The following is a 16,089-nucleotide window of genomic DNA, read 5'->3' as shown; positions in this document are numbered from 1 at the left end:
TCCTTCTAGAGGCTGTGGCTCAAAGGCTGCGGGCGGCGATGTCGCCCTGGGAGGTGGTCGCGTGGATGTCGAGCTCGGCGGTACCGTCGTTCTTGAGGTCGTTGCTGATGCGGCCGTGGGTGGTGCCGGCGTCCAGGGAGGCCGAGACTCCGGCTGCGGCGCCGACCGAAATGTCGCCGGACTGGGTGCGGAGCACGACCTTGCCGCGCACGGCCTCGGCGATCCGGATGTCACCCCTCGCGGTGCTGATCTCCGCGGGGCCATCCAGTCGGCCGACCTCGACGTCGCCGTCGATCGCGGTGAGGCGGACGCTCGCGGCCTCGTCGATCTTGATCTGGTGGTACGCGCCTTCGAAGGCGACGTCGCCGAGGCGGCCGACGGCCCGGAACTCGGCGCTGGCCGTCTTCGCCTCGACGCGGGAACCAGCGGGCAGCTGGACGGTCACCTCGATGGATCCGGAGGGGCCGAGGTACTGGTTCTTCGCCGGGACCTCGATCCGCAGGACTCCGTCGCCATATTCGATCTTGGCCTGCTCCGCTGCCTTCACATCGCGGCTCTTCGAGGCGTTGGCGGGCAGGACCTCGACCGCGGTGTCGGCCCGGTCGGCGGCGATGATCTGGACGCGCCCCGCGGGGATGTCGAGGACGGCGGAGATCGGGGCGGGGGTGTCGAACTTCTGCATCGTGCTCTCCTTGCGACTCGTCGTTTCGAACACAGGAAAGGCTACGTTGCATTCAATGATCTGGCAACGCCTCCGTTGCGTAAAATTGGCATCGCTGCAGGTCAAGTCCATAACTTCGTTGCAGTGATCCTGAATGTAATGCAACAGCAGTCCCCCTTGCATGTTGCAATGGATTGGGCGTGAACGCTATGCTGGAGGCCTCAGGGAACACGAAGGAGGCCGCGATGCCGGGAGGCAGGCTCACTCAGCAGGACCGCCAGCAGATCGCGCTGGGGCTGGCCGACGGCCTCGCCTACGCGGAGATCGCCAGAGGTCTCGGGCGTCCGACCTCGACGATCACGCGTGAGGTGATGCGCAACGGCGGCCCCACCGGATACCGCGCGGACCTGGCCCACCGCGCCACGGAACAGCGCGCCCACCGGCGCAGGCCCGCCTCGTCCCGAGGGTCGGAGCCGATCCCCCAGCCACACGGACGCGACGCCGAGGCCGTCCGTGAGTACGAGGAGCTGTTCACCACCGTCATGATGCAATCGGGCCTGCCCAAGATGATGTCGCGGGTGATGGTCTGCCTCCTCACCACCGATGCCGGCAGCCTGACGGCGTCCGAACTCGCCCAGCGCCTTCAGGTCAGCCCGGCGACCATCTCCAAATCGATCGCCTTCCTGGAGAGCCAGGCCCTCGTCCGCAGGGAACGCGACGAACGCCGCCGCGAGCGCTACGTCATCGACGACGATCTCTGGTACCAGGCGATGGTCGCCAGCGTCCGGTCCCTCTCCCAGCAGGTCGAGGTCGCACGGCAGGGCATCGGCATCCTCGGCCCCGGCACTCCGGCCGCCGTCCGCCTGGAGAACGTCGCCCGCTTCCTCGACTTCGTCGGCGAGAGCCTCGCCCGCGCCGCGGAGCAGTCCCGCGAGGTCCTCCACACGAAAGCCGAAACGACCCCAGGCGGCACGGCCACGCCGAGTCCGGATCGCGGATAGACAGCCTCGGCGGCCACCGCCGGGACGTCGGCCGCCTTCGGGAAACACCCCGACCGCTGGTACGTCTTCCATCACACCAACAGCGCCGGCAGATGCTGGTCATCCTGCGTCTTGCCGCGCGCCCACTCCACCTCAGTCCTCGCCGTCGTCACCCAGGTACGAGCCGCAGCGAGCGCAGCCCAGCAGCCCTGTTCGGCCTGCTCGACGAGTCCCCGAATCGCCGTCACGAATGAAACAGCGGCGTCCAGCGCCTTGGCTGTCGACCTTTTCAGGCCACGATGACGGTGCCGCCGGCTCCGTTGAGGGCGGTGTGCAGTTCGGTCGGGCACGGCTTGTCGGTGATGAGAGTGTCGAAGCCGTTCAGCTCGCATACGCGGTGGGCGGCGGTGCGGCCGAACTTGCTCGAGTCGGCGAGTACGTAACGGTGGGAGGCGTTGGCGAGCATGGCTCGCTTGGTGGCGACTTCGTCGAGGTGGAAGTCGGTGAGCCCGTAGGGGGCGATGCCGCCGGATCCCAGGAAGACGGCGTCCGCGCGCAGGTTGCTGAAGAATTCCACCGCTTGGGCGTTGGAGCAGGCGAGGTCGCCGGCTCGGATCCGGCCGCCGCTGACCAGGACCTCGACTCGGGGGCGTGTGCTGACTTCCGCGGCCACGAGGAGGGAGGGGGTGGCGATGACCCCGGCGTGGTCGGCGGGCAGCGCGCGGGCGACTTCCAACGCGGTGGTGCCGACGTCGATGACAACGGTCTGGTTCGGCTGGATGAGTGCTGCTGCCGCGCGGCCGATGGTTTCCTTCTCCGAGGCGAGGGCGCCGCTGCGTTCGCTGAAGGGTGCTTCTTCTCCGACCGGTGCCTGAGGGCTGGTGGCGCCGCCGTAAACCCGGGAGAGCTGGCCACGCCGCTCGAGCAGGGCGAGGTCCCTGCGGACCGTTTCGTGGGAGACGCCCAGCAGTGCAGTCAGATCGTCGGTGGTGACGAAGGTGAGCCGGGCGATTTCGGCGGCGATTCTGCGGTGGCGCTCGGCGGCGAGCACGACTTACCTCCTTGGGCAAGGGTGACCGTTTTTGTGGATCTGTGACTGCATTCTACGGTCCAGGTAACCTCGATCAGGGCGCCGCACCTCCTCCTGCCGAGCTTCCCCCTCCTCCCTTTCGCTGCCTGCGGGGCCTGGTGAGTACGCCACGCTTGCCCGGCGCGTTACGCGAAGAACAACCCTTGACGTCGAGCGGGCAAAGGTCCACACTTCCAGTAACTCGCGGTCAATAACCCACAAGAACAGTCAATGACTGGGTTGTCGACCGCCCCGGCTACGGCCGCGCGCACCATCGCGGCCCCGCCGCCCCAACAGCAGACAGGCCACCAGCAGACCCGCGCGGGGCGTGCCTGCATGCCGACCCGTTCGGTTCCTCCACGTCCACTGGCTCTCGCATCCACGGCGGGCCACTTCGAAGCAGGAAAAAAGGCATGGCATACGAAGACGCAGGTCCCCAGGGATCCAGAACAGACGGCGCGGGCGCCGGTGAGCCCAAGCAGCACATGGCGCGGGAACTCGGCTGGTATGCCTCGTTCTCCGTGGCATTCGGCTTCGTCTCCATCGCCACCGGCATCTTCACCACCTACGGCTCGGTGCTCGCGACGTCCGGCCCGCGCGGCATCTGGGCCTGGCCGATCTCCGTGATCGGCCAGCTGTCCATCGCCCTCGTCTTCGGCGCTCTCGCGGCGCGAATCCCGATCAGCGGCTACTCGTACCAGTGGGTGTCACGCATCGTGGGCCCGGTATGGGGCTGGATCATGGGATGGATCTCGTTCGCGTTCCTGGGTGTGGTCCTGATCGCCGTGGACTACACGATCGCCTCCACCATTCTTCCGGAGCTGTTCCAGTACGTCGGTACCACGCAGAACGCCTGGCTGATCACGGCCGTTGTCGTGCTGCTGCAATCTGTTCTGGTCGCCGCCTCGACGCGCACCACCCACCGGGTCAACAATGTGGCCGTGACGGTGCAGCTCGTCGGCATGATCGCCCTGACCGTGCTGCTGTTCGCCGTGGGCGCCTTCACGGGCAAGCTGGATTTCTCTCACCTTTTCGCGGCCGGGCCCGTCCCGGAGAGCGGCTACTACGCCCTGGGCGGGGCCACCAAGGCCGGACCGTTCGCTCTGGCGTTCCTGCTGGGCGCGTTCACCATCGTCGGATTCGAGTCGGCGGCCAACCTGGCCGAGGAGACCAAGGACCCAGCCCGTGTCATCCCCAAGGCGATGATTCAGGCGGTGCTCTCCCTGGGCGTGCTGGGCTTCCTGTTCCTGGTCGCGATCACTGCCGCAGCCGGCCGGATCGACGGTGTCCCGGAGTCGGCAACGCCGGTGGCCACTGTGATCACCGCCGTGCTGGGTTCAGTCGTCGGGAAGATCCTGCTCGTGCTGGTCGTCGTTTCGATCTTCTCCTGCGGGCTGGTGATCACCCTGAGCGGCACCCGCCTGGTGTATGCGATGTCGCGGGACGAGCGCTTCCCCGGCTGGCGGCTGCTGAAGCGGATCGACCGGCGCACGGCGACACCGCTGAACGCTTCGGTGTTCATGATGCTGATCGCACAGATCATCCTCGCCGTCTTCTCCCGCTCCACGGACGCGCTGTTCCAGCTGTTCTCCGCCGGCACCCTGCTGCCCGCCCTCATCTACGCCGGAACCGTCGCGATGTACGCCGCCAAGCGCCGCTCCCTGCCCGCGTCCCAGGGGTTCACACTGGGCCGCTGGGAGATCCCGGTCCTCGTCGTCGCCGGCGTCTGGCTGGCGTACGAACTGCTGATCTTCCGGGACGCCTCCTTCCGCGCCCCATGGATCTACGTACTGGTCCTGTTCGCGATCGGTGCCGTCTACTTCACCGGCCTGGTCATCCGACGAGGCCGCCACGGACTGACCATGCCCGACATGGCCGACGTCGACCGGGCGCTGGACGCCGCCGACACCGCGGGCCAGAAGCCTGCCGACGCCACCACGGCCGGGAGCGCACGATGACCGCGATTCTCTCCATCGACCAGGGCACCTCGGGCACGAAGGCCATCGTCGTCGACGCCGAAGAGGGAACCGTCGCCATCGCGGAGGAAACCGTCCGCCCCACCTATCTCGCCGGAGGAGGCGTCGAGCAGAACCCGCACGAGCTGCTCGACTCCGTCCTCAACGCCGGACGCCGCGCCGTGAGCGCGGCCGGCCGGCCGATCGCCGGAGTGGCCCTGGCCAATCAGGGTGAGACGGTCCTGGCCTGGGACCCGGCCACGGGAACACCTCTGACGCAGGCGATCGTGTGGCAGGACAGGCGCGCGGAAAGCGTCTGCAGCGAGCTGACCGAGCACGCCGAGAGCATCGCCCGGCGCACCGGTCTCGTCCTCGACCCGTATTTCTCCGCGCCCAAGATGGCCTGGCTGCGCCGCAACCTCACCCGCGACGGGGTGGTGACGACCACCGACACCTGGCTGGTGCATCACCTGACGGGCGAGTTCGTCACCGACGCCTCCACCGCCAGCCGCTCGCTGATCCTCGACCTGGACACCGCTGCCTGGGACCCTGAGCTCGCCGACCTCTTCGGTCTCGGCGGGGAGCGGCTGCCCCGCATTGCCGCATGCGACGAAATCGTGGGCACCACCCGCGCGTTCGGCCAGGAGGTGCCGGTGGCCGGGCTGATCGTCGACCAGCAGGCGGCCCTGGTCGCGGAGGGCTGTCTGGAGCCGGGCACGGCGAAGTGCACCTACGGCACCGGCGCGTTCCTGCTGGCGAACACCGGTCTGAACCCGGTGCGCTCCAGCGCGGGCCTGACCACATCGGTGGCCTGGCAGGCGGCCGGACAGACCCCGTACTGCGTGGACGGTCAGGTCTACACCGTCGCCTCCGCAGTGCGCTGGCTGCAGGACCTCGGCCTCATCCAGTCCGCGACCGACCTGGACGCAGTGGCGGCAGCCGATAGCGAGGGTGTGCTGTGCGTGCCCGCCTTCGCCGGGCTCGCCGCCCCCTGGTGGGCGTCACAGGCCACCGCGTCCTTCTCCGGCATGACCCTGGCCACCCGCCGCGAGCACCTCATTCTGGCCGTGCTCCAGGGCATCGCCGCACAGGTCGCCGAGCTGGGCGCGCTGGTCGCAAAGGACCTCGGCCGGCCCCTGAGCCGACTGCGCGCGGACGGCGGACTGACCAACTCGGCCGCCCTCATGCAGGCCCAGGCCGACATCGCCCAGATCCCCGTCGACATCTACCCCCACGCCCACGCCACCCCCCTGGGCGCAGCCGCCCTGGCACGCTGCGCCCTCGACCCCGCACTCAGCCTCAAAGAGGCCGTCGGCGACTGGCAGCCGACCACCGTTTACGAACCCCGCTGGTCCGCCGACCGGGCCGAGGAGTTCCGCACCACATGGGCGAAGGCCGCCACGGCCTGCGCCACCGAGGGAGATCACTCATGACCGCCACCCCCCACCGTCCCCACAGCGGCGTCTTCGACGTCGCGGTGATCGGCGGAGGCATCGTCGGCGCGGCGATCGCACGCGAGCTGTCCGGCTGCGAGGTCTCCGTCGCGCTGATCGAGGCCCGCGACGACGTGGGCGACGGCACGAGCAAGGCCAACACCGCGATCCTGCACACCGGCTTCGACGCCAAACCCGGCACGCTCGAATCCCGTCTGGTCGCCCGCGGCTACCACCTGCTGAGCGCCTACGCCAAAGCCACCGGAATCCCCGTCGAACACACCGGCGCCGTGTTGGTGGCCTGGAACGACGAAGAGCTCCAGGCGCTGCCCGGCCTGAAGGAAAAGGCCGAGGCCAACGGCTACGAGCACTGCCGCATCATCGACGCCGACGAGGTCTACCGCGCGATTCCCGACCTCGGAGAAGGCGTGCTCGGCGGCCTGACCGTTCCCGACGAATCCATCATCTGCACCTGGACCACCAACCTCGCCCTGGCCACCGACGCCCAGCAACGCGGCACCACGATCCTGCTCGAGCACGCCGTGACCGGCATCGACCAGGGGGACGAGGCGACCACCCTGCACACGGCGGCCGGTGACGTACGGGCCCGCTGGGTCGTCAACGCCGCCGGCCTCGGGGCCGACCACATCGACCGGCTCTTCGGCCATGACCGCTTCACCGTCACGCCCCGCCGCGGAGAGCTGTTCGTCTTCGACAAGCTCACCCGCCCCATGGTCGACAAAATCGTCCTGCCGGTGCCGTCCTCCCGCGGCAAGGGCGTGCTGATCTCCCCGACCATCTACGGCAACGTCATGCTCGGCCCGACCGCCGAGGACCTCACCGACCGCACCGACACCGCCACCTCCGAAGACGGCTACGACTTCCTCCTCACCAAGGGTGAGCGCCTCATGCCGCGGCTGCTGGCCGAGGAAGTCACCGCCAGCTACGCGGGCCTGCGAGCCGCGATCGACCACCCCGACTACCTCATCGAAGCCACCCCGCACCAGCGCTACCTGCTCGTCGGCGGCATCCGCTCCACCGGCCTGACCGCCGGCATCGCCATCGCCGAACACGCCCGCACGCTCCTTGAGGAAGCCGGCCTGGCCCTGCGCACGCGCAGCGACCTGCCCGAGCCCCCGCAGATGCCCAACATCGGTGAAGCCTCCCTGCGCCCGTACCAGGACGCCGACCTCATCGCCCGCGACCCCGCCTACGGCACCATCGTCTGCTTCTGCGAACGGGTCAGCGAAGGTGAGATCCGCGATGCCTGCCACGCCCCCGTACCCGCCCACGGCCTGGAAGGACTGCGTCGGCGCACCCGCGCCATGAACGGCCGCTGCCAGGGCTTCTTCTGCGGCGCAGCCGTCGCGGCCCTGCGCGAACAGCACCACACCCACGACGGCTGCAGCCGCCAGCACAAGGACGCCCGATGACCCACCAGCCGCCCCTGATCACGCCCGACGTCCTCATCATCGGCGGCGGACCCGCAGGTCTGACCGCCGCCGCCGAGCTGGCCGGCCGACGGGCCGGCCACGTTCTCGTCGTCGACCGGGAGCAGGCCGCCGGCGGAATTCCCCGGCACAGCGACCACACCGGCTACGGTCTGCGCGACCTGCGCCGCGTGATGTCCGGCCCCGCCTACGCCCGCCACCTCGTCCAGCAGGCCACCCAGGCCGGCGCGGAGATCCGCACCCGGACCATGGTCACCGGCTGGGCCGACGACGACACCGTCGACGTCACCAGCCCCGACGGCCGCTACCAGATCCGCGCGCGGTCCATCGTGCTGGCCACCGGCGCCCGCGAACGGCCGCGCACCGCACGCCGCATCCCCGGTGACCGCCCGCACGGCGTCTACACCACCGGCCAGCTGCAGAACCTCGTCCACCTCCACCACCAGCCTGTCGGCAAGCGGGCCGTCATCGTCGGCGGAGAACTTGTCAGCTGGTCCGCGGCCGTCACCCTGCGCGAAGCGGGATGCACTCCCGCCCTCATGGTCAGCCAGTACCCGAAGGCGGAGTCCTACGCCGCCTTCAACGCGGCCGGACGCACTGTCCTGCGCGTCCCCGTCGCCACCCGCAGCCGCGTCACCCGCGTCATCGGCAAGGGCCGCTGCCAGGCCGTCGAAATCGAACACCTCGACACCGGCCGGCGCCGCACCATCGAATGCGACACCGTCGTCTTCACCGGCGACTGGATCCCCGACCACGAACTCGCCCGCGCCGCAGGCATCACCCTCGACGAGGGCACCCTCGGTCCCCTCACGGACACCGCCCTGCGCACCAGCCGCCCCGGCGTCTTCGCCGCCGGAAACGTGCTGCACCCCGTCGACACCGCCGACGTCGCCGCCCTCGACGGCAAGCACGTCGCCCAACAGATCATCAACCATCTGAACAGCGAACGACAGCCGGCCGAGGGCGTCCGTCTGATCGCCGACGCTCCCTTCCGCTGGGTCGCCCCCCAGATCCTGCGACCCGGCGACCCTGCGCCCGCACGAGGCCGCCTGCTGCTGTGGACCGACGAGTTCGTCCGCTTCCCCAGGGTGACCGTCCGGCAGAACGGACGGACCGTCACCCGGCGCACCCTCGCCTGGCCCGCCGCACCCGGCCGCGTCTTCCGCATCCCCTCCAGCATGCTCGACGGTGTGTCACCCACCGGCGGCCCGGTCCACATCAGCCTGCAGTAGCCAACACCGCAGCCGCCCCTCGAGACGGGCTGCCGCGCTCATGCTTGTCCCACCCTGACGGACGGAACCGCACGAGCGCGGCAGCCCTTTCGTCACTGCGAGACCGGACGGCAGGGTGGTCCGGCACACCCGCCGGTTAACCGGTGGAGGTCCCAGGCGGGTGATGGCAGGGTGTGCCGCATGCCGTCGCACCATGCCGAGCAATTGCTGCGTGAATTGCATGCCTCCCTCGGCCTCCGCAAGCGTCCCGAGGACATAGCCCAGCTGATCCAGGACCTGTTCGCCGGCCTCCAGGTCGGGCTCGATCCCGCTACCGCAGCAGCGCTGGAGAAGGCCTCTGCGCATTCGCTGCGCACGCTGTGGCACGGGTACACCTCCATGCTCGAGGACTTCGCCCGGCCCGTCGGCGCTCAGCGTCAACTCGCCCGCGCTGCAACGCTGTTCACGTCCCTACCCGAGTTCTCCGAGGGCGCAGGGGAGGATCCCGCGGAGATCGAATCGGCGATCCGCCGGGCCGGCGAGGAGATCTGCCGGCAGTACGGGGAGAACGACTTCGGCCTGGACCGGCTGAACCGGGCCGAGCGCGCCGAAGCCGGGATCGGCGAGATCTCCAAGCGCCAGTACAACAAGCGCTTCCGGCTGCTGCGGCGGATGGAGGCCAAACTGGCCCGGCTGCTCCACGAGCAGCGCCGCCGCGAGGTCACCATGACCGGCAAGGGCGCGCTCGCGCATGCCCTGCCGTACGAGTTGTTCGCCGCCGATCCGGACACCGCGGCCTTCGTCGCGTACCTCACCGCCCGCGCGAACATGCGCAGCATCTTCACCAACGGCATGCAGCGCCGCCAGTACGACGAGGTCGCCGACGCTCTCTTTCAGCGGCTGCGCGCGGCACCCGAGCAGGCGAACTGGTACGCGGTGGCGCACGTGCACCCCACCGCCGAGGTGCTGGGACACCTGTCCGACCAGGAGTTGGTCCGGCTGCTGGTCCGCTGGAACCGCTTCCTGCGCGAGGTGGCCGAGCTTTTGGAGGACGCCTGGAACCGCTCCGGCTTCGAACCCGCGAGCATGATCGTGCGGCGCGGCGACGACTCCTCCACCTGGAACCAGGCGGCACAGGCCTGGGGAACCGCCCGGGCTCACTGGTTCGCCCTGATGACCGAACTGGGCCAGGAGGAGGTCCTGGACCGCGTGTGCCCGGGCAAGGTGCCCAGGCTGATGGCGGCGGACGTGGCCTACTGGCACCGCCGGAGCGGCGGCGGGCTGCACCCCGACACGTACGTGTGGGCGGAACTGCCGCGGCCGTGGGAGGTCCTGCGAGGCGAGAAGGAATGCACCCGCTCGCTCGTCGAGGCGGCCTGCGCCCGGCACGGTGTGGACCCGGTGGCCGGCGGCTGGACCGCACCCCGCCCGGCCGCGGAGCCCGTCCGCTTCCACCGCACGCCCGAGCTGGTGCACGGCGTGGCCGTCACCGACCCGCTGATGGCGAGCGCCCTTCGGTCCGCCGGAGTGTTCTCGGGCCAGGGCAAGCGCGCCGCCACCGAGGAATGGCTGTGACGCCCCTGCCTCCCCGAGCCGAAAATCAGTTGCCCGGGATGGCCATGCATGAGGAGAATCGGGGCGGCGGCGAGGAAGCTCTGCGGAGGAGCGCCCGGCTCGCTCTCCGGGTGGACGTAGGTTCGAATCCTGCCCTTGCCGCCGCCTCATCACTCCGTCGGCACGGCGGCATGCGCCGGAGAAACCGAACACGGACGTCATATGAGCTCGCCCCGCCGGTCCCTGAGGGCGGGGTCTGACGTGGCCTTCCCGCGACCGATGCCGTCGGAGTGTACGGATCCGTGACACGAGATGAACTGATGAGCGCGCTGCGCCCAGGCGCACAAGTCGCTTACGGGGTGGGGAAAATTATCCGTCCAACCGCAGCACCAGCTCGTCGATCTCCGCTCCCCGCGCGTTCGCGAAGCCCCGGTCCTCGCCGACGACCTTGAAGCCGCACTTATCCAGGACCCGCACCGATCCGGTGTTGTCCGCCGCCGCCCGGGCGAGCAGCGGGCGTTCGGGGACCTCGGCGAGCAGCCCCCGCAGCGCCGCGGTCGCGATGCCCCGCCCCCAGTAGGAGCGATCGATGAAATACGTGACCTCCCGCTCGCCCGGCTCGCCGTACACGGCCGCGTGCCCGACCACATCGCCGTCCGCGAGCACGGTGCGGGTGACGACGTCGGGCGAGGCGAGGATGCGCTTCCAATGCGCGTCGAAGTGGGCCCGGTCCGTCGGGTCCTCGGCGGTGAAGGCGGCCATCCGATTCGACTCGGGGTCGCTCATGTGCCGGAAGAACACAGGCAGATCGCTGGGGTGCACGGGACGCAGGGAGACATCAATGGAAGCCATGGGCCCGACCCTAACGACCCTGGGGGAAGGACGGGAGTGAGTCGGCCGTGACACGGGAAGGGCTTTACGGGTTGGGCGGGTTGTGAAGCTGACCTGGGCCCGTACGGCCTGTCGTCATCCGCGTCGTCGAAGTCGAAGTCGAAGGCCAGCTGGCCCGACAGAGCGTCGTCCGGCGCGGCCGCAGCCTGGGGCTCCGTCGGGTTCGCGGGGATGAGCGTGTCACCGAGCGTGTGCTGAGGCACCAGCCGCATACCGGTCTGGCGCAGGCCGTCCGGCCAGGCCGCGGCTGCACGCAGCCCTGCATCAGAGTCCAGCAATGCCTCGTCAACGAGTGGACATCGGTCGAGGTACCAGGCGAGGGTGTCGCTGTGGAACAACTCCTTGCTGCCTCTGGACATCGCGAACACCACATCGCCGGTCAGCGACTCCCCAACGTCGCGAGCCGGGCAAACGAGTCGTCCAACACATGGCCTCCTCAGTACCCCGCGAACTCATCATTCGATACTTGATGGATTGATCAGTATCGAATCTCGACAAGGCGCCCTTCTGCATCCGGCTCTGGTACCTCAGGAACCCGGTTCGCTGTCCCGAGCGCGATCCGGTGCGCCGACCAGGCCGCGACAGCGGCGTCGAGCACGTCGTCCACGGGAATGCGGTCCGCCTCACCAAGCTCGTCCGGGAGCACGAGGCCGGCCTCGAACAGCAGGGAGCGGCGCAGGTTCTGGCCGCGCCAGGTCTTCTTGGCGTAAGCCAGCGGCACTCCGTCGGCCAAGGCGAAGAAGGACACCTCTGGGTGCACCTCGTGGATCCGCTCATCGGCGAGCCAACACGCCCGGGCCTCAAGCAGCTTCGGTCTCAGCGCCCACGCCTGCTGGCTCAGCCGATTACCGGTGAGCTCCTGGCATCGGCCGGCGGCCGCCCTGTAGTCCTGCTCCTGCCACGCCATCCTTGGCGCTATGGGGAAAACGCTGCTGCGCCGCACCCCGAGCAGCGCCCTGGCCGCGAGATCTGCGGCACGCCAGCCCTTCTCGACCAGGCCCAACGGCATGTCCACCGCGACCGCATCCACCTCGGGGGCGCGCTCGATCAGCCTCTCGAGCCGAAGATCCACCAGGCTGCCCGCGTACGCGCCGTCCGTGAGTCTGATCCCGACCCACCCTTGCTTACCACAGGCGTCGACCCCAAGGACGTCCATCCCACCCCACCCCTCGCGCGCAAGCCCGAGCCGCAACGTAGCAGCACCCACGGTCCCAGAAACCACCGCCCGCCGCCGTCCCCATCTGTCTGTGCCCTGCGGGAGACGCTCACCTGCGACCTCTGCCAACGCTCTATCGGTTCCGCCGAACGACAGTCTGGATCACCAGCAGCCCGCCCCCGATCGGCGATTCTCCCTGTTCCCACGTCCCGAGTCCCCCGCCGAGAACTCCTACCTACTCGCCCGCCGACACACTCAATCGCACCTCGCCCCAGTGCACAATCCCCGAGAACTCGCAGGAAACCCCAGGTAGAAGCGGGCACTCCCCCACACGCAAGAGAGCCCCGACCAGGCCGTTTCCCCTGGTCAGGGCCCCAATGACAGACGAGTCGGACTGTACGCCGGGTACAGCGCGAGCAGCCTTCGCCCGTGGCTCCCGCCGAAGGCTCGGATCCAGGCCAAGCCTCAACGTCACCCGAACAGAGCAACTGACTGCCGTGTCACTCCTTGTCGGGCGTCAGGCGCAGCGAGATCGAGTTGATGCAGTACCGCTGGTCGGTCGGCGTCGGGTAGCCCTCGCCCTCGAAGACATGGCCCAGATGCGAGCCGCAGCGGGCGCAGCGCACCTCGGTGCGGACCATGCCGTGGCTGCGGTCCTGGATCAGTTCGACCGCGTCGGTGTCCTTCGGGTCGTAGAAGGACGGCCAGCCGCAGTGCGACTCGAACTTCGTGTCCGAGCGGAACAGCTCGGCGCCGCAGGCCCGGCAGGAGTAGACGCCGGCCGTCTTGGTGTCGGTGTACTCACCGACGAACGCCGGTTCGGTGCCGGCCTGGCGCAGGACCGCGTACTCGGCGGGCGTCAGCTCTGCGCGCCATTCCTCGTCCGGCTTCTCGATGTCGTACGACACGGTCGCTCCCTCAGCTCGGCAGGTGGTCCAGGATCTGCGGGCCGAGGTCTGTGACGTCGCCCGCCCCCATGGTCAGAACGAGGTCGCCGGGCTTCGCCATTCCCGCGATGACCTCGGGGACCGCCGCCTTGTCGTGGACGGCGGTGACGTCGGCGCCGGCCGCCTTCGCCGCGTCGATGATCAGGGCACTCGTGATGCCCGGGATCGGGTCCTCGCGGGCCGGGTAGATGTCCAGGACCACGGAGGCGTCGGCGAGGGCGAGGGCCTGGCCCATCTCCGTACCGAGCTCCTGGGTGCGGGAGAAGAGGTGGGGCTGGAAGACGACCAGGAGGCGCGAGTCGGCGGCGGCGCCGCGCATCGCTTCGAGGTCGGCGGTCATCTCGGTCGGGTGGTGTGCGTACGAGTCGATGACCTGGACACCCGCCGCCTCGCCCTTGAGCTGGAGGCGGCGCTTGACGCCGGTGTACGTGCCGAGGGCGGAGGCAAGGTTGTGGGCCGGGATGCCGAGCGCCACACCGGCGACGAGAGCGGCGACCGCGTTGAGGGCGTAGTGGCGGCCGGGGACGGAGACCGTGAAGGTGAGGTATTTGCCGTTCAGGACGACGGTGACTTCGCTGGTCAGACCGCGCGGGGTGATCTTGTGGACCCGTACGTCGGCCGTCTCGGACTCGCCGTACGTGACGATGTTGAGCGACGCCAGGTCGCGTACCCGCCGCGTCAGCTCGACCGCGCCGGACTGGTCGGCGGAGACGACCAGGGTGCCGCCGGGGACGATCTTCCCGACGAACGTCTCGAAGGAGTCGTAGATCTCTTCCATCGAGGCGTAATTCGCGTGGTGGTCCAGCTCGGCGTTGAGGACGATCGCGACCTCGGGGTCGTACTTCTGGAAGCTGCGGTCGCTCTCGTCGGCCTCGGCGACGAAGATGTCGCCCTCGCCGTGCCTGGCGTTCGTGCCGGGGCCCGCGAGGTCGCCCCCGATGGCGTACGACGGGTCGAGGCCCAGCCCGGACAGCGCGACGGCCAGCATCGACGTGGTGGTCGTCTTGCCGTGGGTGCCCGCGACGGCGATCGCACGCAGGCCCTGCATCAGCGAGGCGAGCGCGTCGGATCGGTGCACGACGGGGATCGACAGCTCGGCGGCGCGCAGCAGCTCCGGGTTGTCGGAGCGGATGGCGCTGGAGACGACCACGCAGGACGCGTCGTCCGCCAGATGGGCGGCGGCGTGCCCGATGTGGACGGTCGCCCCCAGCACCCGCAGTGCCTCGGCCGTGCCCGACTCCTTGGCGTCGCTGCCCGTGACCTTCGCGCCGCGCCGGGCGAGGATCTGCGCGAGGCCCGACATTCCGGCGCCGCCGATGCCGATGAAGTGCGGCCGTTCCATGGCGGCAGGAATACCGGGTGCCATGCGTGTGTCTCCCCAGAAGTCGTTGTGAGTCGCCCCCAGCCTATTCGCTGTGCGCGAAGAGCTTGAGCACCGGTACGCCGACCTTGTGCCGGGCCCGGGAGGCCCAGTCGCGGTGGAAGAACTCCTCCACGTAGTGCGGGGCGGTCAGCACGATGACCTCGTCCGCTTCCGCCTCGTCGACGACGGACTTCAGCTTGTCCAGGGGGTGCTCCTCGACCACCTGTCCGACAGCCGCCGAGCCTGCCTGGCGCAGGGCGGCGAGCGATACCTCGAGCGCCAGTTCGGCGGGTTGCCTGGCGTCCTTGCCCTCCGGCTCCTCGAGCTCGCGGGCGGCTTCCTTCAGCTCGCCGATCGCCACGTCGTCGATGGCGCGCAGCAGTACGTCGGCCTGGTCTCCGCGCGGCTGTATCAGTACGACGAACGAGGTCTCTTCCTCCCCGTGCAAGGTGGTGACGAACTCGACGTCCTCGGAAGTGAGGGGCTTCTCGATCATCAAAACGCTGGTGAACACCTCGGGCGCCCTTCTGCTCCATCGGGCCTCGACGGCCTCTGCTGAAACCATCCTTCCCCATGGTCGCACGGGGTCTGCGTGAGTCATTGTGCCCATCGGAAGCTAACCGGAACGGGAAATTCCGCCGCTTGTCAGATCCGACGGTACCGAGTGAAGAGAAATCCGGCTTCTTCCAGCATCGAAGCGAGGGTGAATCGCTCCGGCACCGCCACCGAGGGGCCGCCCGTGATCCGCTGGGCGTCGCCTGCGGTCAGCATGGGCGAGAGGGTGAGACAGAGCTCGTCCAGCACCCCCGCGGCCACGAACTGACCGAGCAGCCGGGGCCCGCCCTCCGCCAGTTGCCGCCTCAGCCCGCGGTCCGCGAGCTCCCGCACGACCCTGGTGGGGTCCACCCGGGAGCCCTCTCCCGCGATCACCACCTCGGCGCCCGCGCTGCGGGCCGCCTCGACCCGGTCCGGCGGCGCACCGGCCCCGGTGACCACCAGGGTCGGTACGAGCGGCGAGACGAAGAGCGGGAGCGAGAAATCCAGGTCCAGGCTCCCGCTGACGACGGCGATCGCCGGCGCGGGTCCCTGACCGGCCGCCGCCCGCCGCGCGGCGAAGGCGTCCCGGGCCCTGGCAGGCCGGTACCCCTCCATCCGTACGGTCTCCGCACCCACCACGACCACATCGGCCAGAGCGCGCAGCGTGCCGAAGATCCGCATGTCCGTGTCGCACGAGATCGGCTGCGAGCGTCCGTCGTGCTGCGCGGCGCCGTCGAGTGTGGAGACCATGTTGGCGCGCAGCCAGGGGGCGTCGCCCGCCGGGTACGCATAGGCGTCGGCGAGCTCGTCAAGACTCCACTCCCCTCCTTCGGCAGCCGGTGTCGGGTCGGTCACAGGGAAGAGGCGTCGCATCCGTGCAG

At 69.5% G+C, this 16,089-nt stretch carries 15 protein-coding genes and 1 tRNA gene; 7 read left to right on the top strand and 9 right to left on the bottom strand.

Annotated elements, in window-relative coordinates:
• Positions 1-19: 19 nt before the first annotated feature.
• Positions 20-682, bottom strand: coding sequence for a DUF4097 family beta strand repeat-containing protein (locus ACIBB8_RS07350; RefSeq protein ID WP_398949456.1), 663 nt, complete (start codon positions 680-682; stop codon positions 20-22).
• A gap of 224 nt (positions 683-906) precedes the next feature.
• On the opposite strand from ACIBB8_RS07350, the gene ACIBB8_RS07345 reads away from it, so the two are divergent.
• Entirely contained in the window at positions 907-1,662 is a 756-nt protein-coding gene (locus ACIBB8_RS07345; protein WP_398949455.1) for a helix-turn-helix domain-containing protein, read from the top strand.
• 71 nt (positions 1,663-1,733) lie between these two features.
• Here ACIBB8_RS07345 and ACIBB8_RS07340 read toward each other — a convergent pair whose 3' ends face one another.
• Together ACIBB8_RS07340 and ACIBB8_RS07335 are read right to left on the bottom strand one after the other, a co-directional pair.
• Positions 1,734-1,889, bottom strand: coding sequence for a hypothetical protein (locus ACIBB8_RS07340; RefSeq protein ID WP_398949454.1), 156 nt, complete (start codon positions 1,887-1,889; stop codon positions 1,734-1,736).
• Between the two features lie 41 nt (positions 1,890-1,930).
• On the bottom strand, positions 1,931-2,692 hold the full coding sequence (locus ACIBB8_RS07335; protein WP_398949453.1) for a DeoR/GlpR family DNA-binding transcription regulator: 762 nt from the start codon (positions 2,690-2,692) through the stop codon (positions 1,931-1,933).
• Between the two features lie 431 nt (positions 2,693-3,123).
• On the opposite strand from ACIBB8_RS07335, the gene ACIBB8_RS07330 reads away from it, so the two are divergent.
• The 6 genes from ACIBB8_RS07330 (at position 3,124) to ACIBB8_RS07305 (ending at position 10,476) form a co-directional block, all read left to right on the top strand.
• Positions 3,124-4,668 carry an APC family permease gene (locus tag ACIBB8_RS07330; RefSeq protein ID WP_398949452.1) on the top strand — a complete coding sequence of 515 codons (1,545 nt, stop codon included), beginning with the start codon at positions 3,124-3,126 and terminating at the stop codon, positions 4,666-4,668.
• The gene (locus ACIBB8_RS07325; protein ID WP_398949451.1) at positions 4,665-6,098 is read left to right on the top strand and encodes an FGGY family carbohydrate kinase; all 1,434 of its coding nucleotides are present in this window, start codon (positions 4,665-4,667) and stop codon (positions 6,096-6,098) included. Before ACIBB8_RS07330 ends, ACIBB8_RS07325 begins: the two co-directional genes overlap by 4 nt.
• Positions 6,095-7,531 (top strand): NAD(P)/FAD-dependent oxidoreductase, encoded by a 1,437-nt coding sequence (locus ACIBB8_RS07320; RefSeq protein WP_398949450.1) that lies wholly within the window; start codon positions 6,095-6,097, stop codon positions 7,529-7,531. Before ACIBB8_RS07325 ends, ACIBB8_RS07320 begins: the two co-directional genes overlap by 4 nt.
• The gene (locus tag ACIBB8_RS07315) at positions 7,528-8,781 is read left to right on the top strand and encodes an NAD(P)/FAD-dependent oxidoreductase (RefSeq protein ID WP_398949449.1); all 1,254 of its coding nucleotides are present in this window, start codon (positions 7,528-7,530) and stop codon (positions 8,779-8,781) included. The genes ACIBB8_RS07320 and ACIBB8_RS07315 overlap by 4 nt, the downstream gene beginning before the upstream one ends.
• 180 nt (positions 8,782-8,961) lie before the next feature.
• On the top strand, positions 8,962-10,335 hold the full coding sequence (locus ACIBB8_RS07310; RefSeq protein WP_398949448.1) for a hypothetical protein: 1,374 nt from the start codon (positions 8,962-8,964) through the stop codon (positions 10,333-10,335).
• 68 nt (positions 10,336-10,403) lie between these two features.
• A tRNA-OTHER gene (locus ACIBB8_RS07305) sits at positions 10,404-10,476 on the top strand.
• A 207-nt stretch (positions 10,477-10,683) separates the two neighbouring features.
• Here the strand turns inward: ACIBB8_RS07305 and ACIBB8_RS07300 are convergent.
• The 6 genes from ACIBB8_RS07300 to ACIBB8_RS07275 form a co-directional block, all read right to left on the bottom strand.
• The gene (locus tag ACIBB8_RS07300; RefSeq protein ID WP_398949696.1) at positions 10,684-11,157 is read right to left on the bottom strand and encodes a GNAT family N-acetyltransferase; all 474 of its coding nucleotides are present in this window, start codon (positions 11,155-11,157) and stop codon (positions 10,684-10,686) included.
• Between the two features lie 526 nt (positions 11,158-11,683).
• Entirely contained in the window at positions 11,684-12,361 is a 678-nt protein-coding gene (locus ACIBB8_RS07295; protein ID WP_398949447.1) for a DUF429 domain-containing protein, read from the bottom strand.
• Between the two features lie 500 nt (positions 12,362-12,861).
• On the bottom strand, positions 12,862-13,269 hold the full coding sequence (msrB, locus tag ACIBB8_RS07290; protein WP_398949445.1) for a peptide-methionine (R)-S-oxide reductase MsrB: 408 nt from the start codon (positions 13,267-13,269) through the stop codon (positions 12,862-12,864).
• Between the two features lie 10 nt (positions 13,270-13,279).
• Entirely contained in the window at positions 13,280-14,674 is a 1,395-nt protein-coding gene (gene murC / locus ACIBB8_RS07285) for a UDP-N-acetylmuramate--L-alanine ligase (RefSeq protein WP_398949444.1), read from the bottom strand.
• 40 nt (positions 14,675-14,714) lie between these two features.
• Positions 14,715-15,167 carry an indole-3-glycerol phosphate synthase gene (locus ACIBB8_RS07280; protein WP_398949694.1) on the bottom strand — a complete coding sequence of 151 codons (453 nt, stop codon included), beginning with the start codon at positions 15,165-15,167 and terminating at the stop codon, positions 14,715-14,717.
• Positions 15,168-15,316: 149 nt separating this feature from the next.
• Positions 15,317-16,081 carry a pyrimidine reductase family protein gene (locus ACIBB8_RS07275; protein ID WP_398949443.1) on the bottom strand — a complete coding sequence of 255 codons (765 nt, stop codon included), beginning with the start codon at positions 16,079-16,081 and terminating at the stop codon, positions 15,317-15,319.
• Between the last annotated feature and the right edge of the window lie 8 nt (positions 16,082-16,089).

It is taken from the genome of Streptomyces sp. NPDC051286 (genome assembly GCF_044455345.1).
In the GTDB taxonomy this organism is placed as follows: Bacteria; Actinomycetota; Actinomycetes; order Streptomycetales; family Streptomycetaceae; genus Streptomyces.
The sequence above is the reverse complement of the archived record's forward strand: the minus strand, read 5'-3'. Positions and strand labels throughout refer to the sequence as shown.